Below are 23,346 nucleotides of genomic sequence, written 5' to 3' on the forward strand. Positions count from 1 at the left end.
CATGCCGATCTTGCTGCTGTTGCTGACCTTTCTCGGTCTGCGCTTCAGCGGCATCGCCCAGGAGTTCCCATCTGCCACCGGTGCCGGCACACTGACAGACAAGATCCAAGCCCCGCGAGCAAGGCCCTACGTGGATGAAGCCGCCAGTGAAGCTCCGAAGAAAGCCGAGGCCGACAAGAGCGAAGGCGACACCAAGCCCCTCGGTGTGCGTCTTCAGGGTCTGCACCTCGTTGCCACCAAGCCCGCGAAGGGTTCGACAAAATACCAGCAGCGCGGCCTCACGGTGGATCCGGCTCTGCACCTGCCTGCCAGCCTTGTGGACTCCCTCCAGCAGGAGTTTGTGGGCCAGTCCATGAGCATGGCCTTCCTCAACCGCGTGGTGAAGAAAATCAACAAAGCCTACCAGGAAACCGACTTCCCGCTGGTGGACGCTTATTTGCCCGAGCAGGACATCACCAAAGGCCACGTCAGCGTGATCGTGCGCGAGGCCGTGCTGGGAGAGGTGAAGGTGGAGGGGGCCAAGCACTCGAATCCGAATTACATGGCAGGCCAGGTAAGCGTGCAGCCTGGCGAGCGCATCAATACCAAGAAGATCGCGGGAGATGTTGCGTGGCTCAATGAAAACCCCATCCGCAACGTCAACGTCATCTACGAGCGCGGCAAAAAGGAAGGTTCCAGCGACGTCGTCTTGAAGACCACGGAGACCAATCCTGTGAAAGCCTACCTGGGATATGCGAACTCTGGCCTGCGCTCCACCGGCCTGAATCAGATCTCCGGCGGCGTCAGCATGTACCAGCTTTTCGGCACGGAGCAGTCCCTGAGCTACAACTTCACCGGCAATCAGGAGCTTGACCATCTTAAAGCTCATGCGCTGGTGTGGGACATCCCCTTCCCTTGGCGGCATCGCCTGCAGCTTCTCGGTGTGTATGTGGACAGCGCCACACAGTCTGGCCAGGCCGCCGGCATGCTCGGCGTCAATGGGAAAAACCGCCAGCTCACTGCCGCCTACACCATTCCGCTTGCCAGCGCCTGGAGCAAGATGACTCACAAGGCCACCGTGGCGCTCGACTACAAGAGCACCTCTTCAGACATCATCTTCGGCGGCTCCACTTTCTCCCAAACGACCGCCGAGGTGTTCCAGCTGCGCGCCGGGTACAATCTTACCATCAACGATCCCCTGGGCTACACACGTTTTGGCATGTCCGCCATTTACAGCCCCGGCAATGTCCTTGGCCACAACAACTACGCCGCCTTTGACAGCCTTCGCGCCGCCTCGCAGGCCAAGTATTGGTATGCCAAGGCCGAACTTGACCGCCTCGTCCGCCTTCCGCTCGGATTCTCCGCGCTGCTGCATGCCGCCGGACAGTACACGGACGCCCGCCTGCTGCCCACCGAACAGATGCTGGCCGGTGGCTACCAGACCGTGCGCGGCTTTAATGAAAGCTCCGCGCGCGGAGATCGTGGCATCATCGCCAACATGGAGCTGAATTTTCCCCTGCTGCATCTCATCTCCCTGGGAGCCAAAAAAGCGGACAACCTCAACACCTTCGCCTTCTACGACATCGCCTATCTGGAGAGCGTTGGCAATTATGCCACCGAGCCCAATCTCAGCCTGCAAAGCACGGGGCTGGGGCTGCGTTACAGCCTCAACAACAACCTCGACCTCCGCCTCGCCTACGGCTGGACCCTTCAGCACGCCGGCCTGCCAAATGCTCCCTCGGGACGCTTGCACTTCGGGATGAACGTGAAGTATTGAATGACGAATGATCCCGAAGCTAGGCAAGCGCCATTCATGAAAATTCGCGGATATTCGCGCGCATCGGCATTGCATCGTGAACATTTAAAAGAGGCTGCATGAGCTGACGTTTGCAAGCACAGGTCTGCTTCCAATAGAGGCCTCTTCCCTCACACCCACTTCATTCATTGTCATTTCTCATTCTGGTTTCGTCAGTTGATCCCCTTCCCGCATGACCAAACGCCAACGCCAGCTCCGCAGCCTGCGCTTCGAGTGCCTTCTGCTGCCTCTTGTGCTTCTGCTCGCACTTGGTTTCAGCCTCACACAGCTTGGTGAGGAACTGGAGAACCTCACACTGGACTGGCGCTTCAAAGCCCGTGCCCCTTCGGACCCGCCCGCATCGCCCGAGGTGCTTGTCGTCGGCATTGATGAGGACGCACTGGCTCAGCTCGGACGCTGGCCGTGGTCGCGCGAGGTCCACGCGCAGTTCATGCAGCTGCTCTCCACACGTCCGCCCGCCGCTGTGGCCTTCGATCTGCTCTTCACGGAACCCAGCCCTGATCCCAAGCAAGATGAAATGTTTGGCGAGGCCCTCGTCCTGACCACCGCTTCTATCACCGGTGCGGCTGCCGAGCCGATCGATAACAAGAAGAAATTCGAGATGGATATCGCTGGCAACACCAAGGCCATCACCAGCATCAAAGGAGACATCCGCCGCCTCGTCGGGCACGACACCGGATTACTTCCGGTTGGGATCATTGGCGAAAGCTCAAAGGTCGGATTCGTCAATGCCCCTCCAGGGCCGGATGGCGTACGGCGTCAGCTGCCGCTGGTCGTTCGTTGCGGCACCCATGTCTTTCCCAGTCTTGTGCTGCAGGCCCTGCTCACTCGCGAAGGAGTGGAAAGCGACGCCGTGGAAGTGATTCTGGGCGACTGCGTCCGCATCAAGGGCAGGAACCATCCATGGCGCATTCCCATCGATGATCGTGGTCGGATGACGGTCAACTACCGCCATACCGACACTTTTTCCGCCGTTTCCTATCCGAAGCTCGCAAGCAAGTTGCGTGACAATCAGGGCCGGGAATGGCCCAAAGGGATCCCGCCCATCACCGGCCAGACGCTCTTCATCGGCCAGATGGCCGAGGGGCTCTCCGATTTCGGACCCACTCCGCTCCAGCCGCTTGTCGGCCTCGTCATGGTGCATGCCAACGCCATGAGCAACATCCTCAGTGGCGATTACATTCAAAAGCCCGACTTCACGCAGGTGATCGGCATCTGGTCTCTCATCGCATTGCTCACCATCATCCCCGTTCGCTTTGGCCGCATCTGGATGGCCGTGCTGGTGCCTGCGATTTTGACAGGCGCTTATGTTTTCGCCGCATTCTATTTCTTCCAGAAGCAAAGTCTCCACCTGCCCCTCGCATGGCCTGTTCTTGGATTCACGCTCGTGGAAGGCGGCTCCATCCTGCACCGCCTTGTCATCGAGCTGCGAAACAAAAGCCGCATCAAGGGCATGTTCGGCACGTACCTCTCTCCCAAGCTCGTTGATCAAATGGTCGCTTCCGGCGAAGATCCCCGGCTTGGTGGTCATGAGGCCGAGATCACCGCCTTCTTCAGCGACATCGCCGGTTTTTCCACCTTCTCGGAAAAGCTCACACCCGAGCAGCTCGTCACGCTCATGAACGATTACCTCACGAACATGACGGACATCCTGCTGGCCAATGGCGCCTTGGTGGACAAGTACATCGGCGATGCCATCGTGGCCATGTTTGGCGCGCCCCGGTCTATGAAAGGGCACGCCTATTTTGGATGCCGTGCCGCGCTGCTCATCCAGCAGCGCCAGTTGGAACTGCGTGAAAAATGGCGCAAAGAACCCGGCTGGCCGGGCATCGTTTTTGAAATGCAGACCCGCATCGGCCTGAACTCTGGCATGGCCGTCGTCGGCAACATGGGCTCCACCCAGCGCTTCAGCTACACCATGATGGGGGACACCGTAAATCTCGCCGCTCGTAGCGAGAGCGGAGCCAAGAGCTACGGCGTCTTCATCATGACCACCGGCGAGACCAAAGCACTCTCCGAACAGCACAAGGACGACATTGCCTTTCGTTTCATGGAGCGCACCGTCGTCAAAGGCCGCGGCACGCCCGCCGAGATGTACGAAGTCGTCGGCTTTAAGGACGAGCTGTCCATGAAAACCAAGGAGTGCCTCTCCCTCTTCCAGCAAGGCATCGACGCCTATCTGGCGCAGAAGTGGGACGAAGCAACTGCCCTGTTCCAGCGCTCCGACAAACTCGAAATCCACTCCGATTTCAACCCGTCCAAGCTTCTGCTCGAACGCTGCGAGTACATGAAAGCGCATCCACCCGGCGCCGACTGGGACGGCGTGCATGTCATGAAGACGAAATGAGCATGGGCAAAGCAGCGCAGCATGTCGCAAGGCTGCTTTGACGGATCAATAACTCCTACCGCCAAAACCTGTACCGTAACCGGAATAGCCTGAAGTCGGGGTGTTTTGCATCAGCGCGGAGTTTTGCCGGTACGACGAGCTTTGATTGATCATCAGGGCTGATTGATTGAGGTCGTCCAAGGCATCCTGTTTTTCGGCCAGCTTGGCTTCCGCCATGCGTTCTTCCTGGCCGCGCAGCACATTCACCAGCACCACGCGTTCCTTCTCGCTGATCTTGCCAGTGGTGGCGGCTTTGTTGATCTCCATCAGGCGCGGATGCTCGTCTGCATACCTGTACAGAAAGGCGTCCATTTTTTGCGGGCTCCATTTGCCCTCTAGCGGCCTGCCGACAGACTTTTCCGCCACCAGCGCAGCCTCGCCACCCTGATGGATGTAGCCCACTTCGACCGCCCGCCGCGCAAAAGCTTTCGCCTCGGCCACGCTGCCGACACTGTACTCATCCGAGGTGGTCTGGCAGGAGGACAGCAGCACGAGCGGGAGCAGCAAAAGCAGGAGAGATTTCATGGTGCCGCGAATGTGGAGAAGCATTGCCGCACCGCAAGCCGTGTTGTGCAAAGTAGTTGAGAGGTTCAGCTCGCTCTGGAAAAGTGCCACTCCCTGCCAAGCCTTCTAACCGAGCCTCAGCTCCCGCCCCTTCCCCATGACGTCCCGCCCCCTTTCCTTCCTCGCGCTGCTGGCTGCTGCTGCATGCGCCACTGCTGCCGCCCCTGTTTTCGAAAGCCCGAAGATCACCACCGCCAGCAAGCCTCGTCTCGTTCAGGTGGATGCGCCTCTCAAAGGTGCCAGGGAACTTTACCTCGTCGTCTCGGATGAGGACGGCATCAGTTGCGACTGGGCGGACTGGCTGGAGCCAAAACTGATCATGGCAGACGGCAGCAGCAAAGATCTGACCACGCTGAAATGGAAAGCCTCCAGCCAGGGCTCCGGTGGCACGCGCGTAGGCAAATCCGCACTGGCAGACTCGCTCCTGGTCGGTGGCCAGAAGTACGCCAATGGCATCGGCACCCACGCGCGCTCCGTCATCGTCTATGATCTGCCACCCGGCGTCGCACGATTCACCGCACAGGCAGCCATTGACGACGGCGGCATGGAGCGCGGCGGCAAGGCCAGCAACGCCAGTGTGAAATTCCAGGTCTACACCGAGGCGCCGCCAAATGCTCCCAAGCCCGCTCCACCGGTCGTGGACGATGGCAGGACCACTGTGCCCGCCGAACTCTTCACCGTGCCTGAAGGCCTGGAAGTCACCGTCTGGGCCACCTCGCCCGACTTGTACAATCCCACCAACATCGACTTCGATGCCCAAGGCCGGCTCTGGGTCGCGGAAGGTGTGAACTACCGCAGCAAGGGCAGCCGCAGGCCCGAGGGCGACCGCATCGTCGTGCTCGAAGATACCACCGGCTCCGGCAAGGCAAACAAGAGCATCGTATTTGTGCAGGAGCCTGCTCTCGCCGCACCACTCGGCGTCGCTGTTTTGGGAGACAAGATCGTCGTCTCGCAGCCACCGGACATGCTGGTTTACACCGACACCAATGGCGACGGCAAATTTGATCCTGCAGTCGACAAGCGCGATGTCCTCCTCACCGGCTTCGGCGGCCGCCAGCACGACCACAGCCTGCACAGCGTCACCGCTGGTCCGGACGGACAGTGGTATTGGAACCAGGGAAACACGGGCGCGAAGTTCACCGATCACTCCGGCAAAACCTTCCGCATGGGCAGCCCCTACATGATGCAGGACATCGCCGGTCAGAAGAGCGATGACGGCCACGTGTGGATCGGCGGTTTCGGTGCGCGCATGAATCCCGACGGCACAAACGTCACCATCATCGGCCACAACTACCGCAACAGCTACGAGCAAACCGTCACCTCCTTTGGCGATGTCTTCCAAAGCGACAACGATGACCCGCCCGCCTGCCGCGTGACTCCTGTGATGGAAGGCGGCAATGCAGGCTTTGCTTCTGCCGACGGCCTGCGCTCCTGGGGGGCCGACAAGCGCCCCGGCCAGGACACGCCCACCGCCGAGTGGCGTCAGGAAGATCCCGGCACCATGCCCGCAGGCGATGTGTATGGCGGCGGCTCGCCCACCGGCGTGGGTTTCTATGAAAACGGTGCGCTGGATGCAAAGTGGAACGGCCTGCTGCTCGCATGCGAAGCGGGCAAGAACGTCGTCTTTGGGTATCTGCCGAAACTGGATGGCGCAGGCTGGAAGATGGAGCGCTTTGACTTCATGACCTCCAACAAGGAGAAGGAATTTGCCGGTTCCGATTTCCTCGGCGGCAAACCCACCGGTGAACTCAAAACCCGCTTCCGCCCCAGCGATGTGACCGTGGGGCCCGATGGCGCGATCTACGTCGCCGACTGGTTCGACGCTCGCGTGGGCGGCCACGGCACGCTGGACGAGCGCTACACCGGAACGATCTACCGCATCGCGCCGAAGGGCTTTGTTTCCAAGGTGCCTGCGCTCAAGCTGGACACAACGGAAGGCCAGATCGCCGCGCTGAAAAGCCCCGCGCCGAATGTGCGCTACAGCGGCTTTACCGCGCTGAAGGCGCAGGGCGCGAAAGCGGTGCCTGCCGTGGCCGCTTTGCTCAAAGACGACAACGCATACATCGCCGCACGCGCCGCGTGGTTGCTGGCGCAGATGGGGCCGAAAGGCATTGAGCAGATGAAGACGTGGCTGGAGTCCAAGGACGAACAGAAGCGCGTGGTAGCGCTGCGTGCTCTGGCACGTGCAGGTGCGCTTTCGATATCCGAGGTTGGGAAGATGGTCCAGGATCCCTCGGCAGCCGTGCGTCGGGAACTGGCGCTTATTCTGGGGCACGTGCCTCACCGCATTGGCGGCGATCTGCTGTTTTTACTCGCTCAGCAGTTTGACGGCAAAGACCGTGCATATCTTGAGGCAATTGGCTTGGGCTGCGAAGGCATGGAATCGAACATTTACGAAGCCATCTGCCGGGACAAACCCACTGCGTGGAGCGATGCGCAGGCCTGGATCGCCTGGCGCATGCACCCACCTGAAGCCGTCGAGTCCTTCAAAGCCCGTGCTCTCGATGGCGCGCTGACTGAGGAGCAGCGCAAGCTCATGCTCACCGGGCTGGCCTTTGTGAAAAGCCGTGAGGCCGCAGGTGCGATGATCGAACTGGCAAACAACAAGGACTTCCCGCTGAAGGAACTGGCGAAGTGGTGGTTGCTGAACCGCAAGGGCAACGACTGGAAGGATTACGATGTGGAGAGCGGCATGAAGGCGCTCGGGTTGTATGATCCCGCCAAGGTGAAACTCGTTGCCGTAGAGATGCCCCCTGAAGTCAAAGACGCGCCCACGCTGCCCAGCGGAGCAGAGATCGCCAAGCTCCCCGGCGATGCGAAGCGCGGCCAGGCCGCCATCGCCGTCTGCTTCACCTGCCACAAGGTGGGCCAGGGCGGCGTCGAGTTCGGTCCCGACCTCAGCACATTCGGCAAGCAGCAGCCGGGCGAAGTCATCGCCCAGGCCATTGCCCATCCCTCGGCCGACATCTCGCACGGTTATGAAGGCAGCGAGATCAAAACCAAGGACGGACTCACCATCACCGGCATGGTGCTTTCCAGCGGCGATCCTGTCATGATCAAGTGCATGGGCGGCCTCGTGCAGACCGTGCCCAAGGAGCGCATCTCCAGCATGAAAAAGATGGAGCGCTCCCTCATGTATCAGCCCCAGCAGCTGGGTCTGACTCCGCAGTCCATCAGCGACATCGTGGCTTATTTGAAGAGTCTCTGATTCTGGAAAAGTACTTGCGCGCTTCAGCCCGCTCTGGAAAGCGCCACCTCAACTCGCACTGATATGCCGATCCCCCAGCTCAAAAGATGGGGGATCGCCTTCGGTCTGCCGTCATGTGCAGAATTCCAATAGGAACTGCATTGTTTTGAATTTCGGAGTGAACTCGGACTCATATTTTCTAGCGGAGGTTTTCCGGAGTGAGCTGAAACTCACCAGTACTTTTTTGGCGGAGCTTGCGCTTTTCGTTCAGCCAGCCGAGCAGGAGTGAAACGGCAAATAGCACCACAAAGATCACCGCCACTCCCCACAGCGGCTGCGTCTTGCCGATCGCAAACTGAAGGGGCTGACGCGGCAGTGGCACCGCATGGATGAGCATCAGGTGAGCCACATACAGCAGGAGAGATTCCCTGCCTGCGAGTCGCAGCCAGCCGGTGAAGGAGTTCACGCGCTCCGCCACGCAGGCCACCAGCACGGCGGCCATGAGCACCCAGCCCAGTCGCTCTAAAAAGAACTCTGGCAGCCCGCCCGGCCAGGGAGACCAGGGCTGCGCGAATGCCAGCAGCGCACCGAGCACAAACACCAACGCCGCACGTCGGTCCGTGCCGCCATCCCACAGGCCGCGAGTTAGAAAACCCGCCAGCCCAAAGCCCACCCAGGGAAAAAGCGCAAAGAATGAGCCTTGATTGCGATTGAGATATTGGTCGATGAACAGGGCGCCCGTGTGCCAGCCCTGCGCCGATTTTTCCAAGCCCACGAAAAAGAGCAGCAGTGCACCCACCACGGCATGCCGCCAGCGCCCGCAGCGCTGTGCCACCAGCATGAGCATGCCGCTGACAGCCAGACAGTGCAGCACATTCACCGTGTATACCGCGCGCCAAGCCTGAGCATTCAGCAGGTCCAGCCATGGCACATACATCAGGTAGGCGATCAGCAGAACCATAAGCAGTCTTTTCAAAGCAGGCCGCGCTGGCTTGTGCCTTTCCCCAGTGACGTGCTCGAACACAAATCCCGCGATCCAGAAAAACGCCGGGGCGATCAGCCCATGGTAGTAGGTCAGCTCATGGAACCAAGGCGTGGTCTGCAGGCCTGCGTCCAGAAAGGTGTTGGCGGCATGCGTCCACACCATGCCGAGCACGGCCAGACCGCGAAACAGATCGAGCCAGAGAAGGCGATGGTTGGGAGAGGGCACGCGGCGGAGATTAACTAAATTGTTTCCAATCACAAGATGGCGCTCCGGCTTCCGTTTGTTACAGCTCTCTTCTTCTTTCTGTTACCGATCCATGAAGCCAGTTCTCCTCCTCTCCCTGCTCATCGCAAGCTCCATGCCTGCCGCCGAAGTATTTGAAGCCGCGCTCGGTCGTGAAGCCGAACTGCCGAAGGGCAAGGAGGCCGACGGCATTCTCGGCGACTTCGTGCTGCGCAGCGACAAAGTGGAGGCCGTGATCTCGCAGAACTCGCCGAATCGCAAGGCCAACATGAGCACCTTCTACGGCGAGGACGGTGTGACTCCTGGCTGCCTCTACGACTTCACGCTGCGCGGTGCCAACAACGACCAGCTCGTGGTCTATGGCCCCTGCGGGCACGGACCGGTGAGCTTTGTGAAATCCATCCCCACCCAGGAAGAAGGCAGCGCCGCGGTGGAGTCCGTGACCACGGCCGCGAAAAACGGCGGTGTTTTTAAGCGCCATGAATACCGCGTCAAAGACGGCGTGCAGGGCATTTTTATCACCACCACCCTGCGCAACGAAACCGACAAGCCGCAGAAGACTTTTACCAAGTCCGACTTCACCCGCTTTGATTCCACGGGCACCACGACGGACGGCATTTTCTGGACGGACGCCATCAATCCTGCCCACAAATGCGGCTACGCGCTTGGCACACTGAACCTGACGGGCATCGAAAAGCTGGAGGACAGCATCGAGCTGAAAGCGCAGCAGGAAGTGGTCATCTCCCGTTTCTTTGCCGTGGGCACTTCGCCTGCACAGGCGGTCGGAGAAGTGCGCGCGGTCAAGGGCGCTAAGCAAGGCGTCATCTCGGGGCAGATCTTTGATAAAGGCGACAAGGGCGTCTCCACCGCAAGGATCCTGGTGCCTGACGGCGAGAAAAAAACGATCCCCGCTTATCCCGATGCCGAAGGCAAGTTCAATCTCAAGCTGCCCGAGGGCCAGACTGAGATCATCGTGGAAGACCTGGGGCGCGAGCCGAGCAAGCTCGCCTTCGCGGTAACCGCAGACGGTCTGGTGACTCCAAAAATCTACGTCGCCTCCGCCTCACGCATCCGTTTTGACATCACCGACGAATCCGGCAAACCCATCCCGTGCAAGGCGCACTTTGCACCGCTGGACAAAGACGCACCGAAACTCGATCTCGGCCCCAAGTGGCGCGCGCACGGCTGCGTGGATCAGTACATGAGCGAGAACGGCCAGTTCACCCAGCAGCTCCCGCCGGGCAAATATCACGTCGTGGTGGTTCGTGGTCCTGAGTATTCCCATCTTGAGCAGGAAATCACCGTCGAGGCCGGCAAGGAGCACGTCTTCAAAGGCACGCTCAAGCGCGTGGTGGACACCAAGGGCTGGATCAGCGCCGACTTCCACAATCACAGCACCCCTAGCGGAGACAACGTGTGCGACACGGATGGCCGCCTCATCAACATAGCCGCGGAGAATCTCGAATTCACCCCCACCACGGAGCACAACCGTTTCTACGACTGGGAGCCCACCATCAAGGCGCTGGGACTTGAACCCTATATCAAGACCGTCAAAGGCATCGAGCTCACCGGCAGCCGCCAGCATGTCAACGCCTTCCCCTTTGAGCCCGAGCCGCTCAAGCAAAACGGCGGCGCACCGGATTGGAACGATGACCCGCGCATCACCGTGCTGACGTTGCGCCGCTGGCAGGGCGAGCGTGCGGACCGCTGGATCCAGTTCAATCATCCCGACCTTTCCAACATGTTCATCGACCGCGACAGCGACGGCATCCAGGACGGTGGCTTTGTCGGCGTGGGCGGGATGATCGATGGCGCGGAGTCTGAAAACGGCCCCGGCACCGACATCCTGGCAGATTCACCGTTCCGCCTGAGTCGTCCGGCAGGCTCCCTGGCCATGAAGGTCAATCCGGTACGCGAGTTTGTGTGGCGTCAGCTTTTGAATCAAGGGCTGAGAGTCACCGCAGTGGGGGTGGCGGATGCGCATTCCGTCTATGGCAATGGTGTCGGCTGCTGGCGCTGCTACCTGCCCAGCAGCACCGATGAACCCGCCAAAATCGACTGGGCGGAACTGGCCCCGCATGCGAAAGCTGGCCACCTCGTGCTGAGCACCGGCCCCTTCCTTGAAGTGACCACTCAAAACGGCAAGATCGCCGGAGACGATGACCGCGCCACAGGTGGCATCGATTTGAAAGTACGCGTGCAATGCACCGACTGGATGGACATCGACCGCGTGCAGGTGCTGGTCAACAGCCGCCCGGATCCCAAGCTGAACTTCACCCGTGCTACGCACCCGCAGATGTTCAAGGACGGCGTGGTGAAGTTTGAGGAAAAGATCCACGTTCCGCTGGAGCACGACGCCCAGCTCATCGTGGTCGCCATCGATGAAGACGGCAATCAACAGACCTGCTATGGCACCAGCGACTACGCCAAAATGCGCCCCTGCGCCTACAACAACCCCATCTACGTGGATGCCGACGGACAAGGCTTCACCCCCAACGGCGACACGCTGGGTTTTGAACTGCCCGTGGGCGGCCTCAAGGTGGACCAGGTCAAAGAAAAGCTCATGCGTGCCGGTGTGATCAAAGACGAGCCGAAAGCGGCCGCTCCTGAAACCAAAGTCGAGCACAAGACCGTGGGGAAAAAGAAAAAAAAGGACTGAGGGCCAAGGGGGCAAAATCGAACGCGACAACGTCGGCTGAATGGTTTGAATGGGGCTGCATGCCCGCATTCCCCGAACTGCTCACCCACGCCACTGCCGCTGCTGCGAAAGCGTATGCCCCTTATTCAAATTTCCAGGTGGGGTGCGCTCTCGTCACGGCCCAGGGACGTCTCTTCACGGGCTGCAATGTAGAGAATGCCAGCTACGGCCTGACCATCTGCGCGGAGCGCGGCACCATCTTCCAGGCTGTCGCGGCGGAAGGACCGGGCATGCGGATCGCGGAACTGGCGGTGATCGCGCTGGGGGCGGAGTTCCCCCCCTGCGGCGCCTGCCGGCAGGTGATCTGCGAATTCGCCGCGGCGGACACCCCGGTGTGGTTCTTGCGGGATGGAAAACCGGTCTGCCTGACGATGGCGGAGTTGCTGCCGGCGAGCTTCAGGTTATGAATGCCCGCGCATGACACTTCCTCCCTCCGTTACTCTCATAGAAGAACCCGCTGGCTACCCCATCCTCGTCATCGAGCACTCTGCCGTGACAGGCCGCATCGCCCTGAATGGTGCGCACGTGACCGACTGGATTCCCGACGGGCATGACCCCGTGCTCTACATGAGCGCCGAGGCTGTCTTGGAGCCGGGAAAGCCGATTCGTGGCGGCATTCCCATCTGCTGGCCGTGGTTTGGACCGCATCCCACCGACAGCAGCAAGCCTGCCCATGGTTTTGTCCGCACCCAGATGTGGGAGGTGGATGTGGCCCGTGAAACGACAGCCGGGGTGGATATTGTGCTCAAGCTTTCAGATTCCTCGGAATCAAAGGCACTTTGGCCCCATTCCTTTGCCCTGCGCCTGCACGTCCACCTGGGGGCATCTCTCCAGGTCACGCTGCAGGCCACGAATACTGGCAGCAGCCCTTGGAGCATGACCGGCGCGCTGCACACCTACCTAAACGTGGAGGACGTCACCAAAATCGCCGTCCACGGGCTTCATGGCACGCATTACGTCGAAGGGCGCCTGTCTCCGGAAAAGCGCCCGCAGCAGGGCACCGTTGTCATCGATCAGGAAGTGGACCGCATGTACATCTCCGATGCGACGGTCATCGTGCACGATCCCGTCTGGGGTCGCGAACTGGTGCTCGAAAAAGCAGGCAGCCTGGCCACCGTGGTGTGGAATCCGTGGATCGAAAAATCCAAGCGCCTTAGCGATCTGCCCGACGAGGCCTATCCCATGTTTCTATGCATCGAAGCGGCCAATGCCGGGGAGGACGTCGTCACCATCGAGCCCGGCCAGGAGCATCTGCTGATGCAGCGCATCGAAGTGCGCAAGCTCTAAAAGCCTCCACGCGAAGCACTCGTCTCAGCCCGGGTAAAGGAATCGGCAGGCTGGCCCTGCCGTGCTTTTGCTCCTTGTGCTGAAGCCACTCCCGTTCATGCCTTTCCATCCATGTTTTTCGCCTACTATCTGCACGACCTCAGTCCGTTTGTGATCCGCTTCACAGACCGCATCGCCATCCACTGGTACGGACTCGCTTATGTGCTGGGATTTTACCTCACCTACCGGGTCATGTATTTTCTCGCGAAGCGCGGTCTCTCCGAGATCAAGCCGGATGCCGTGGCGGACTTCATCACAATGGTGTCGCTGTTTGGCCTCGTGCTGGGCGGGCGGTTGGGCTACATGCTGCTGTATAATTTTGACGGGTTCATTCATGAGCCCTGGACGTTTTTCCTGATCAACCAGGGCGGCATGGCCAGCCATGGCGGCATCGCAGGCACCACTCTGTTCTGCGGTTGGTACGCGTGGAAACACAAGATTTCCTGGGCCGGCATCGGCGACTCCATCGTGTGCGGCGCGCCTCTGGGCATTTTTCTGGGCCGCATCGCCAATTTCATCAACGGAGAGCTGTTCGGCCGGGTGACCACGGTGCCTTGGGCGTGGAAGTTTCCGACGGAGCTGACGCATGAGGATTTCGTGGCTCAGGGCGGCAGCCAGGCCTTGCTGGATGAAATCCGGAACCGTGGTCTGCAGCACAGCCCGGACATCATCGCTTACTTTGAGCAAAACAGTGACCGGCTTCCTGACTTGGAGACCGTTCTGCACCCACGCCATCCTTCCCAGCTGTATGAGGCGCTTGGGGAGGGCCTGCTTCTCAGTGCCATCCTTATCTTCCTCCGCCTGCGTTTCCCACGCCTTCGTCAGGGAATCATCACCGGCCTGTTCTTCTTCCTTTACGCCATCGCGCGCATCGCACTGGAGTTCGTGCGGGAGCCAGACAGCGGTTCTGCTTTGGTGCTGGGACTGACCAAGGGGCAGTTCTTCTCCACCTTCATGTTCATTGTGGGAGGCCTGTTTATAGGCTATGGTTTGAAGTGGGGCAAAAGCCCCCCCGGCCCTGCGGCGGCAGCCCAGAGCTGAACTTTTTTGTTTTTTAAACCCCAAAAAATAAGCCCGGCGGCGTTAGGCAGGTTGAAGAGCGCATCTTCAGCCGTCCCTGCCCGCCTTTCCCCCACCCTGCATGGAACCTGTCTTTGACTGGAAACAAACCTTTGAGCAGCTTGCACCGCAGCTGGTGCTGTATGCGCGCCAGCTCGTGGACTCGAAGGCCGATGCGGAAGACGTGGTGCAGCAGGCGTTTGTACGCTGGTGGCGGCGTTTTCCGGAGGGAGACTCCGCGCACATCCCGCTTCTGTATGCCGCCGTCCGCACCATCGCGCTGGATCAGCGCCGCTCCGACCACCGCCGGGTGAACCGGGAGGCCAAGTCGGAGATTGCTGTGGCGGGAGAAAATACCCCCACCTTTGACCCCCTGCCCGAACAGAAGGAAGCCGCTGCCATCGTCGAGAAGGCGCTGCAAGCCCTGCCTGAAGACCAGCGGGAAGTCGTCACGCTCAAGCTCTGGGGTGACCTGACCTTCAATGAAATCGCCGCCATGACAGGTGACTCCATCAACACCGTGGCTGGCCGCTACCGCTACGCCTTGCAGGCACTGCACAAAAAGCTCGCCCATCTCAAGGTCGATCTTCTCGGCAGTTCCACTGCCCCCGCCGTCAACATCATCCCCTTTTCCACACCCACCCAGGCACTCTCATGAACAACGATATAGACGAAGCCCAACTCGAAAACTTGCTGCGCGGAATTTCCCCTGCACAAGCATCCCCCGCCCTTCGGCAACGTGTCGATGAAGAGCTGAAGCTCGACATGAGCTGGCTCAGCACCCGGCGTCAGTCCAGGCGGCTGCCGCGCTGGGTCACATCTGCCAGCTGGGCTGCCATGGGGGCCGCCGCTGCCATCGCCATCATGAGCTACATGCCGCAGCAGCAGGGCAGCGCCGGCGCTCTGGCCTCGGTGACTCCGGCCGAGGCGCCCGTCGTTACTACGTCCCATGAACTGGATGACGTCAGAGACAGCGGCGTTTATCACAGCCGCAACCGTGGCAACGAGAAGCGTGCCCTCGTGATCTCCCGTGAACTCCAGACTTGGGTGGATCCGCGTTATGCCGCAGAGACGACCATGGACATCCAAAGCCAGCCTCAGCTTTTCCTTCCTGCATCCTTTAGATAACACGCCCGACGTCAGCAAGCCAGCCCCGTTCGCCCAGCCATGAAACTACCACATACGTTTATGATCGCCTGTCTCAGTGCGGCACCGTTGTGTGCCCAGCAGGCGGATCCCACGGCAGAAGTTCAAAAGAACGCTGCAGCCTCAGGAAACGCCAGTGCCAGCGGAAACGCCACGGCCACAGGCAACTCCAACGGCACGACGAAAACCGAGACCCAGGTTTGGAATTCCCGGGCGGACCGTCATCAAGGCCACAACAAGCACGGCATGCCGCAGGAAGGGCAAGGGCAGGCGCAGAATCAAAATCAGAAGCCGGTGGCCTACCTCGGTGTGCTCACGAGCGATGTCCCGCCGGAGCTCCGTGCCCAGTTTTCCCTGGCAGACGGTTTTGGTCTGATGGTCGATGAAGTCATCACGGACTCGCCTGCTCAGGCGGCGGGTTTGAAGAAGTACGATGTGCTGGTGAAGTTTGAAGACCAGAAGCTGGTGAACATGGACCAGTTGATGTCCCTGGTGCACGCCAAGAAGAAGGGCGATGTGGTGCAGATGGGTGTCATCTCCGGCGGCAAGGAAACCCAGGTATCCGTCACCTTGGGCGAGCACATGATCGCCCCGAATAATCCCCGGCAGCACCAGCCTCCTCAGCAGCAGCACACCTTCAATGGCCGGACGCCTCCGCCGAACGGCAATCCCTTCCCCCATGGCGAAATGTTCCATGGCCATGATCAGCGCGGGCTGCAGCAGCAAGGCAATGCCATGCGAGAGCAGGCGCAGCGGTTTCAGGAGCAGATGCGCGACTATCAGCAGCGCCTGCAGGATTGGACGAAATCTGGCGGGCAGAGAGGCCCGATGCCACAGCCTCCCGTTTGGAACCTTCCTGGAGCTGGTGCGCAGCAGCCAATCCAGCCCAACAACGGCAACCCAATGCCGCCACACAACATTCCCATGCCCCAAGTCGGCGTCACCGTGATACCCGGCGGCAACAGTTCGCAGTTCAGTTTCAGCCAGTCCAGTTCCAACGTCACTCAGCGAGATGACTCCGGCGAGTACACGCTGAAGACGGAAAACGGCAAGTCCACCTTCACCGTTCGTCCTGCCAACGGCCCGGAACAGAGCTGGCCCGTGAACACAGATGACGAACGCAACGCCGTCCCACAGGGCTTTCGCGACAAGCTGCGCTCGATGAACGGTGCCACCAGCGGCATCCATATTGAAATCAATCCTGGCCAGGGCCTGAACATTCCCGGCAATCCCACCCCTGCCGCGCCTGGCGGCGTCCCGCAGAAGTCGGTCTCTCCGCAGGTGAAAGCCAAGACCACTTCGGCCTGAGTTGGAGCGGAGCCTGCAGCTCTTCCTTCAAATAAAACGGCGGCAGCTCAGTGAGCTGCCGCCGTTTTTGTTTAGATCGTGTGCGACGGATTTCCGTCGCGAAAGGATGCCTACTTCGCTGCCAGTGCCTCTTTGATGGCGCTGGTCACTTCAGGGGAATCGGGCTGCACCTTGGGTTCAAAGCGCTTCAGGATTTTGCCATCCTTGCCGACGAGGAACTTGCCGAAATTCCATTTCACATCTCCAGGAAATGGAGAGGTCGGGCCGCTGAGCACCTGATAGAGCTCGCACTTGTTGGCGCCTTTGACCGCCACTTTGTCAAACATCGGGAAGGTCACCTTGTACTTGGAGGAGCAGAATTCCTTGATCTGGTCATTGGTTCCCGGCTCCTGGCCGCCGAAGTCGTTGCAGGGGAAGCCGAGGACTGCCAGGCCGTCCTTCTTGAATTCCTGGTTGAGTGCTTCGAGCTGCTTGTACTGCGGCGTGTTGCCGCACTTGGAAGCGACGTTCACGATCAGCATCACCTTGCCTTTGTAGTCCTTCAGGGAGGTGTTTTTGCCGTCGATGTCCTTCAACGGCACATCGTACACAGATTTCGGGGCGTCTGCCGCACTGAGGGCGACAGCAAGGAGAAGCGTGGAGGCGAGGGTGAGAAGTTTCATGGGCCGAAACCAACGCCGCCGCCCCTGCTTCTTTTGCGGCAACTTTGTTTTTCCAGTGGAGTGGACAACAGGCGTCCCTTTCCGCAATCCCTCCTCGCGATTCGAACTTGCAGGTTTCCTCCTCCAAAACTCATGAATCCATTGCCATGCACCGAAAGGAGGCTGTAAAGCTCCGCTGACGCCGCGCGCGACGATCATGCCAGACTCTCCCGACGCCAAACCCAAGAAGATCTCTCCGCTGGCCGCGTTGAAAAATCGCGCCATCGCCAAGCCCGCGGAAATGGCCCAGCCGATGCTGGCTGACACCATTCCTGTGGCTCCTCCGGCACCAGGCCCCAGGAGGATCGACAACGACACACCGGCACCATCGCGGGACTGGGTGCCGCCCAGTGTGGAGATCCTGCAGCAGACGCTCCCGCAGTATGAAGTGAGCCAGTTCATCGCCCGCGGTGGCATGGGCGCGGTGTATCAAGGCATTCAAAGAACCCTGAAACGCCCGGTGGCCATCAAGGTGCTGCCGCGGGAGGCCGAAGTGAGGGACCTTCAGTTTTCCGAACGCTTCAAACATGAGGCCGAGGCCATGGCTCGCCTCTCCCACCCCAACATCGTGCCGGTCTATGATGCCGGGGAGACCGAGGGCGGCCTGCTGTACTTCGTCATGGAGTTTGTGGAGGGCACGGACGTGGCCCACCTCATTGCCAGTGAAGGTTTGCTGGAGCCTCAGCGCGCCATCGACATCATCGTGGCTGTTTGTGAGGCCCTGGCCTTCGCCCATGAGGAAGGCATCATCCACCGGGACATCAAGCCCTCCAACATCATGATCGACAAACGCGGCCGTGTGAAGGTCGCGGACTTTGGGCTGGCCAAGTCGGTGCACAAGGACACCACGCTGCATACCGGCACGCACATGGCCATGGGCACTCCCGATTTCATCGCGCCGGAAGCATGGATTCCAGGCATGAAGATCGATCAGCGCGCGGATCTCTACGCCGTGGGCGTGATGCTGTACCAGATGCTCACCGGCAAGATCCCGCGCGGTCGTTTCATGCTGCCAAGCAGCCTGCTGCCGCAGGTGGACCGCCGCTTTGACGCCATCGTGGACAAAGCGATGCAGACTGACCGCGAACTTCGCTACAACAGCGCCATCGAGATCAAGACGGATGTCGAAAAGGTGCGCGTGGAGCAGTCTCGGGTGCCTGACAAACGCAGCGGCAGCCCTCGTGCCGCCCCCGCACCAGCCGCCGCTAAAGAATCGATGGCACCCGTGGCACGACGTGAAACACCGAAGGATCGCGAACGGGGCACCGCGCGAAGGCCGCGGCTGTTCTCCACCATCACAGTGATGGGCATCGCATGCATCGGTCTGGGCATCGGTGTCTTCATGGCGTTCCATCGGGGTGGCTTCCACCTTGGCGGTGCCTCCGCGCAATCACCTGCCGCACCCGAACGTCCCCTTCCCCAGGCTCCTCCGGCGCATGTGTGGAAACGGGTGTTCCAAGACTGGGAAGACCCGGACGGCTGGATTCAGGGCACGCAGGTGCTTCAGGTGGGGGCTGGCCTGACCGACTGCGCCATCCGCTGTGAGCTGCGCCCTGGCTCACGCGAGTGGCCCCTGCTGACGGTGAGAGACACTCCTGAAAACGGCGGCTATTACTTGGTGGCCCTGCCAGACAAAAACTCAGGTGGCGTGCTTCTCACCTCCCGAGGCATTCAGTGGATACAGTTCGAAAATCAGCAGCGGCGCACCCTCAGCAGCTACCCCAAGACGAGGGTCAATTTCGACCCGCCGTGCCGCCTGGAGTTGTGGGCCGTCGGCAAGCGCATCACTACCGTCTGGAATGGCAAGGTGGTCGATGCCATCGAGGACGCCACTTTGACGGAGGGAGCCATCAAGCTTTCTCCCAACAACGTCGTCCTGCGCAATGTGGAAGTGCTTGTCTCCGAAGGTGACGCGGAAGAACTGGTGAACACCTTGAAGCTGGATTGAACCCTGAGCACCGGGAAGAAAAGCAGCACGGACTCACTGCGCTGGTGGCAGCACTGTCAGCCGCACGAACCGTCTGCCCGTGGCGCTGGCTGGCAGGGTGGCTTTCACCTGCTGCACGACACCATTGTCTGCAAGAACACTTTCCGTGACACCTGAGCTGCTCCAATCGGCGGGATTGAGGGTGTCATTCCACTCGACGGTAAAGGTGGCGCCAGAGGCCACGGCATCCAGGCTGCGCGTGTAGGTGTATTCGAGGGCGCCAGCATTCACCGAAGTGGAGCCCGGAGACGCCGTGTTTTGCGCCGTGGTAGGGTTTTTACCCGTCGCGAATTCCATCAAATTGGGCAGTCCATCGCCGTCGGGATCGGCGTTATCGGCAGCATGGTCAGCCCCCTTGGTAGTGCCAAAGTAGGTCTGCCGCCAGTTTTGCAGCACGCTGGGAGTGGTGAAGGTGGCAGGCTGCGAAAGATAGGTGCCACCGCTGCTGTCCGTGGCGTAAACTCGGTAGGTGTAGGTGGTGCTGGCCGCAAGTCCTGCCGCTGTGAGGCTGAAGCTGCCGCCGCTCGTAGCGGTACCGGTATGCACGACCTTCACCACGCCGGCCCCGCCCAATGTCGGCGTGCTGCTGGTCGAAGTCAGGGAGTAGATCACCCCGCGCTCAGCGATGCTCTGTGCACCTAGATTGCCGACCCCGATGAGAGAGACCGCAGGCGTGGTGAATGTGGCGCTGGTGGGAGTGTTCCCCGCGGGGAGGCTGCCCAGGGCGGTCACGGTGACGCCTCCGCTTCCTGCAGTCGTCGAAGTGCCGCCGATGCCAATGGAAACTCCCGAACTCGTGGTCGCGAGCGTGAGGACGCTGGAGCCGCCACTGATCAGTCCCATCGTCAGGTTAAGTCCCGAAGCATAGAGACTGGTGAGATCCACGACTCCACCACTGTTCAGCGTGAGCGTGCCGGAGGTCATTGTTCCCAGCGTGGAGCCATTGACCACGATGGACGAGGCGGTTGTCGCGGAACTCAAAGTGAGCATGCCCAGGTTGACGCTGCTGGTGAGCGAGCTGGTGCCACTGAAAGTGCCAGCGGTCCCGATCGTGGCGTTGTTGATGCCTGAAATGGTCGTGGCTCCGGTCAGAGTCAATCCGCTGGCAACCTGCAGAGTGCCGGACGTCGCCGTGGTCGTGGAGACGCCAGTGCCGTTCGCCAAAGTCAGCGTGCCGCCAAGGGTCAGCGGATCAATCACGCTCAGTGTGTTTGTCGTCGTGCTGGCCACTGCGACCGTTCCGCTGTTCACCGTCAGCACTCCCCCAGCGGACAACGGATCAATGACCTGCTGCGCGTTTGTGGTCGTCGTATTTGCTGCCGTTGCGACCGTGCCAATGCTTAAACTGCCGCTTGTCAGCGTAAGCGTGCCGCCAAGCTGGATGGTTCCATTGAGTCCGATCCCCGAAGTGTTATTCAAGGTGATCGTGGCTCCCGAAGTCGTCGGGTCGGAAGGATCCGACGTGGCGGTTTGAGCTCGAACCAAGGAAGCAGGCAGCAGCAACATCCCTGCTCCGAGCAGGCAAACGGCAATACGCATGGCGCGGGAGGGCAAGACCGTGAATGCTGAATGGGTGACGGCGATTAAGCTCATGAATCCTTGATTAGGGACGCGAATCTACAATGCTAGCGCCAATGCCTCACGTGGGGCAAGACTTAAATGCAAAAGCGGCTGGAAAAGAACCTCCCGCCTCATCTGCCCAGTACCAGCGTGCCAAGCGGCGGGAGATCGACCACGACGCTCCAGGGCTGCCCCTGCCACGCCACATTTTGGGCTTGGAACCCTGCGCCTGCGCTGACGCCAGAACCTGCGTAATTGGCCGCATCGCTGTTGAGGAGTTCACGGTAGGTGCCTGCCTCGGCCATTCCCACCCGGTAGCCGATCCGGCTCACCGGTGTGGCATTGACGAGCACCGTCACTTTGTCCCCATCAGGCGAAGTGCGGACGAAAGCGAAGATGCTGTTGTCAGCATCGTTGGCATCGAGCCAATGGAAGCCTCCGGGCTCATGATCTTTTGCGTGGAGAGCGTGGCGGCTGGTGTAGAGGTGGTTCAGGTCTTTGACCAGTTTCTGCAGACCGCTGTGCTCCTCCCCAAGGAAAAGATGCCAGTCCAGGCTGCCATCATGCCGCCACTCATTCCACTGGCCAAACTCACCGCCCATGAAAAGAAGCTTTTTGCCCGGGTGCATCCACATCCACGAGAGGAACATGCGCAAATTGGCAAACTTCTGCCAGCGGTCTCCTGGCATCTTGTTGATGAGGGAGCCCTTGCCATGCACCACTTCGTCGTGGCTGAGCACGAGGATAAAATTCTCATCGAAGGCGTAAATCATGGAGAAGGTGGCCTCTCCGTGGTGGTACTTCCGATGCACCGGCTCGTGCGCCATGTAACGCAGGCTGTCGTTCATCCAGCCCATGTTCCATTTGAATCCGAAACCCAGGCCTCCAGTGCTCACAGGCTTTGAAACTCCCGGCCATGCCGTGCTTTCCTCCGCAATGATCGAAGTTCCAGGGTGCTTGGCATAGCACACGGTGTTCAGCTCGCGCAGGAAGGAGATGGCCTCCAGATTTTCCCGTCCTCCGAGGTGATTTGGCACCCACTGCCCCGGCTCGCGTGAATAGTCGAGGTAGAGCATGGATGCCACCGCATCCACCCGCAGACCATCGATGTGGAACTGTTCCAGCCAGTAGAGGGCGTTGGAAATGAGAAAATTTTTCACCTCATGCCGGCCATAGTTGAAGATGAGCGTACCCCAGTCCTGGTGCTCTCCGAGGCGCGGATCTTCATGCTCGTACAACGCGGTGCCATCAAATTTGGCCAGACCATGGGAGTCCTTCGGGAAATGTCCTGGTACCCAGTCGAGGATGACGCCCAGTCCGGCCTGATGGCAGCGGTCCACAAACTCGCGAAATTCATCCGGGTTTCCAAAACGGCTGGTTGGTGCGAAATAGCCGGTGACCTGATATCCCCACGATCCGTCAAATGGATGCTCGGCAATGCCCATGATCTCAATGTGGGTGAATCCCAGGTTTTTGACGTACGGGATCAGTTCGTCCGCCAGTTCTGTATACGACATCCAGCGGTTCCCCTGCTCTGCTTTGCGCTTCCATGAGCCGAAATGAACCTCGTAGACGCTCATGGGCGAGTGGTAGAGTTCATGCTTGGGCCGGGCCTGCATCCAATCATTGTCGGACCAGCGATAGCGCTCAAGATCGAAAACGAGGCTGGAAGTCTGCGTGCCATGCTGGGCGAAGACCGCATAGGGATCGCTTTTCAAGACGAGGTGTCCATTCTTGTCCACCAGTTCAAACTTGTAGTGCGTCAGCTCGGAGACACCGGGAATGAAGATTTCCCAAATGCCGGCTTCAATGCGGTTGCGCATCACATTCACACGGCCGTCCCAGCGGTTCCAGTCGCCCACGACGGACACACGCTGAGCATTCGGCGCCCACACAGCAAACTGGCAGCCTGAAACCCCATGGATGGTTTTCAGTCGTGCTCCCAGCACCTCCCAAAGGCGCTGGTGCGTGCCTTCACGGAAGTAGTACATGTCCTGCTCTCCCAGCAGCAGGCCAAAGGAATAAGGATCACTCACGCGGGTGGTTTCGCCCTCAAAAGGTGTCACTTCCAGCTCATACAGCCCCTTGGGGGTGACCGCCTCAAAGTAGCCGTCCTTGTGCAACTTTTCGGCCGTCACGCGTTCATTGCCGGCAAACACCGCGACTTCCCTGGCGTGGGGCTGCAAGATGCGCACCACCTGCCTGCCCTCTCCAATGTCGTGCGCACCTAAAAAGGCGAACACATTTTGATGTCGTGCAGACAGCACGGATTCGATCTCAGTTTTATTGGAATGGGGGCTCATTTATGTTCATTCATGGAGCGTTTCGGCCAGAAAGCAACGGCTCTAGCGTCCCAGCTACAATTCATGACCAAGGCAGCCGGATCAGCGTGAGCACAGAC

At 60.0% G+C, this 23,346-nt stretch carries 16 protein-coding genes; 11 read left to right on the forward strand and 5 right to left on the reverse strand.

All coding sequences use genetic code 11. The features are described from left to right. The first annotated feature begins 1 nt into the window (after position 1). Positions 2-1,756, forward strand: coding sequence for a ShlB/FhaC/HecB family hemolysin secretion/activation protein (locus ACILSO_RS06430; protein ID WP_395736549.1), 1,755 nt, complete (start codon positions 2-4; stop codon positions 1,754-1,756). 211 nt (positions 1,757-1,967) lie between these two features. Beyond that, on the forward strand, positions 1,968-4,142 hold the full coding sequence (locus ACILSO_RS06435; protein WP_395736550.1) for a CHASE2 domain-containing protein: 2,175 nt from the start codon (positions 1,968-1,970) through the stop codon (positions 4,140-4,142). Positions 4,143-4,187: 45 nt separating this feature from the next. Here the strand turns inward: ACILSO_RS06435 and ACILSO_RS06440 are convergent, their stop codons facing one another. Next, positions 4,188-4,706, reverse strand: a complete 519-nt coding sequence (locus tag ACILSO_RS06440) for a hypothetical protein (RefSeq protein ID WP_395736551.1) — start codon at positions 4,704-4,706, stop codon at positions 4,188-4,190. A gap of 136 nt (positions 4,707-4,842) precedes the next feature. Here ACILSO_RS06440 and ACILSO_RS06445 point away from each other — a divergent pair, with 136 nt between their 5' ends. Further along, complete coding sequence (locus ACILSO_RS06445; RefSeq protein ID WP_395736552.1) at positions 4,843-7,953, forward strand: PVC-type heme-binding CxxCH protein; 3,111 nt, start codon at positions 4,843-4,845, stop codon at positions 7,951-7,953. 178 nt (positions 7,954-8,131) lie between these two features. Here the strand turns inward: ACILSO_RS06445 and ACILSO_RS06450 are convergent, their stop codons facing one another. Then, the gene (locus ACILSO_RS06450; RefSeq protein WP_395736553.1) at positions 8,132-9,142 is read right to left on the reverse strand and encodes a heparan-alpha-glucosaminide N-acetyltransferase domain-containing protein; all 1,011 of its coding nucleotides are present in this window, start codon (positions 9,140-9,142) and stop codon (positions 8,132-8,134) included. A gap of 91 nt (positions 9,143-9,233) precedes the next feature. Between ACILSO_RS06450 and ACILSO_RS06455 the strand changes: the two genes are divergently transcribed. The 7 genes from ACILSO_RS06455 (at position 9,234) to ACILSO_RS06485 (ending at position 16,697) form a co-directional block, all read left to right on the forward strand. Then, on the forward strand, positions 9,234-11,819 hold the full coding sequence (locus tag ACILSO_RS06455; protein ID WP_395736554.1) for a CehA/McbA family metallohydrolase: 2,586 nt from the start codon (positions 9,234-9,236) through the stop codon (positions 11,817-11,819). A 59-nt stretch (positions 11,820-11,878) separates the two neighbouring features. Further along, a complete protein-coding gene (gene cdd / locus ACILSO_RS06460) occupies positions 11,879-12,265 on the forward strand; it encodes a cytidine deaminase (protein WP_395736555.1) in 387 nt (128 codons plus the stop codon). A gap of 10 nt (positions 12,266-12,275) precedes the next feature. Further along, entirely contained in the window at positions 12,276-13,145 is an 870-nt protein-coding gene (locus ACILSO_RS06465; protein WP_395736556.1) for a D-hexose-6-phosphate mutarotase, read from the forward strand. Positions 13,146-13,256: 111 nt separating this feature from the next. After that, the gene (gene lgt / locus ACILSO_RS06470) at positions 13,257-14,225 is read left to right on the forward strand and encodes a prolipoprotein diacylglyceryl transferase (RefSeq protein WP_395736557.1); all 969 of its coding nucleotides are present in this window, start codon (positions 13,257-13,259) and stop codon (positions 14,223-14,225) included. 100 nt (positions 14,226-14,325) lie between these two features. Continuing rightward, positions 14,326-14,901 (forward strand): RNA polymerase sigma factor, encoded by a 576-nt coding sequence (locus ACILSO_RS06475; protein ID WP_395736558.1) that lies wholly within the window; start codon positions 14,326-14,328, stop codon positions 14,899-14,901. Further along, positions 14,898-15,371 (forward strand): hypothetical protein, encoded by a 474-nt coding sequence (locus ACILSO_RS06480; RefSeq protein WP_395736559.1) that lies wholly within the window; start codon positions 14,898-14,900, stop codon positions 15,369-15,371. Before ACILSO_RS06475 ends, ACILSO_RS06480 begins: the two co-directional genes overlap by 4 nt. A 39-nt stretch (positions 15,372-15,410) precedes the next feature. Then, positions 15,411-16,697, forward strand: coding sequence for a PDZ domain-containing protein (locus tag ACILSO_RS06485; protein WP_395736560.1), 1,287 nt, complete (start codon positions 15,411-15,413; stop codon positions 16,695-16,697). Positions 16,698-16,807: 110 nt separating this feature from the next. Here the strand turns inward: ACILSO_RS06485 and ACILSO_RS06490 are convergent, their stop codons facing one another. Then, positions 16,808-17,359 carry a glutathione peroxidase gene (locus ACILSO_RS06490; RefSeq protein ID WP_395736561.1) on the reverse strand — a complete coding sequence of 184 codons (552 nt, stop codon included), beginning with the start codon at positions 17,357-17,359 and terminating at the stop codon, positions 16,808-16,810. A 196-nt stretch (positions 17,360-17,555) separates the two neighbouring features. Here ACILSO_RS06490 and ACILSO_RS06495 point away from each other — a divergent pair, with 196 nt between their 5' ends. After that, positions 17,556-19,346: a serine/threonine-protein kinase gene (locus ACILSO_RS06495; protein WP_395736562.1), complete on the forward strand. Its 1,791-nt coding sequence runs from the start codon at positions 17,556-17,558 to the stop codon at positions 19,344-19,346. A gap of 33 nt (positions 19,347-19,379) precedes the next feature. Here the strand turns inward: ACILSO_RS06495 and ACILSO_RS06500 are convergent, their stop codons facing one another. Together ACILSO_RS06500 and glgB are read right to left on the reverse strand one after the other, a co-directional pair. Next, a complete protein-coding gene (locus ACILSO_RS06500) occupies positions 19,380-20,924 on the reverse strand; it encodes a beta strand repeat-containing protein (RefSeq protein WP_395736563.1) in 1,545 nt (514 codons plus the stop codon). 152 nt (positions 20,925-21,076) lie between these two features. Then, positions 21,077-23,248 (reverse strand): 1,4-alpha-glucan branching protein GlgB, encoded by a 2,172-nt coding sequence (glgB, locus tag ACILSO_RS06505; RefSeq protein ID WP_395736564.1) that lies wholly within the window; start codon positions 23,246-23,248, stop codon positions 21,077-21,079. Between the last annotated feature and the right edge of the window lie 98 nt (positions 23,249-23,346).

Origin of the sequence: Prosthecobacter sp. (assembly GCF_044226605.1) — a bacterium.
Taxonomy (GTDB): domain Bacteria; phylum Verrucomicrobiota; class Verrucomicrobiia; order Verrucomicrobiales; family Verrucomicrobiaceae; genus Prosthecobacter.

Excerpts from the sequence above, each read along its gene's own strand:
- ACILSO_RS06430 (WP_395736549.1), top strand. The coding sequence starts at position 2 with ATGCCGATCTTGCTGCTGTTGCTGACCTTTCTCGGTCTGCGCTTCAGC.
- ACILSO_RS06435 (WP_395736550.1), top strand. The coding sequence starts at position 1,968 with ATGACCAAACGCCAACGCCAGCTCCGCAGCCTGCGCTTCGAGTGCCTT.
- ACILSO_RS06440 (WP_395736551.1), bottom strand. The coding sequence starts at position 4,706 with ATGAAATCTCTCCTGCTTTTGCTGCTCCCGCTCGTGCTGCTGTCCTCC.
- ACILSO_RS06445 (WP_395736552.1), top strand. The coding sequence starts at position 4,843 with ATGACGTCCCGCCCCCTTTCCTTCCTCGCGCTGCTGGCTGCTGCTGCA.
- ACILSO_RS06455 (WP_395736554.1), top strand. The coding sequence starts at position 9,234 with ATGAAGCCAGTTCTCCTCCTCTCCCTGCTCATCGCAAGCTCCATGCCT.
- cdd (WP_395736555.1), top strand. The coding sequence starts at position 11,879 with ATGCCCGCATTCCCCGAACTGCTCACCCACGCCACTGCCGCTGCTGCG.
- ACILSO_RS06465 (WP_395736556.1), top strand. The coding sequence starts at position 12,276 with ATGACACTTCCTCCCTCCGTTACTCTCATAGAAGAACCCGCTGGCTAC.
- lgt (WP_395736557.1), top strand. The coding sequence starts at position 13,257 with ATGTTTTTCGCCTACTATCTGCACGACCTCAGTCCGTTTGTGATCCGC.
- ACILSO_RS06475 (WP_395736558.1), top strand. The coding sequence starts at position 14,326 with ATGGAACCTGTCTTTGACTGGAAACAAACCTTTGAGCAGCTTGCACCG.
- ACILSO_RS06480 (WP_395736559.1), top strand. The coding sequence starts at position 14,898 with ATGAACAACGATATAGACGAAGCCCAACTCGAAAACTTGCTGCGCGGA.
- ACILSO_RS06485 (WP_395736560.1), top strand. The coding sequence starts at position 15,411 with ATGAAACTACCACATACGTTTATGATCGCCTGTCTCAGTGCGGCACCG.
- ACILSO_RS06490 (WP_395736561.1), bottom strand. The coding sequence starts at position 17,359 with ATGAAACTTCTCACCCTCGCCTCCACGCTTCTCCTTGCTGTCGCCCTC.
- ACILSO_RS06495 (WP_395736562.1), top strand. The coding sequence starts at position 17,556 with ATGCCAGACTCTCCCGACGCCAAACCCAAGAAGATCTCTCCGCTGGCC.
- ACILSO_RS06500 (WP_395736563.1), bottom strand. The coding sequence starts at position 20,924 with ATGCGTATTGCCGTTTGCCTGCTCGGAGCAGGGATGTTGCTGCTGCCT.
- glgB (WP_395736564.1), bottom strand. The coding sequence starts at position 23,248 with ATGAGCCCCCATTCCAATAAAACTGAGATCGAATCCGTGCTGTCTGCA.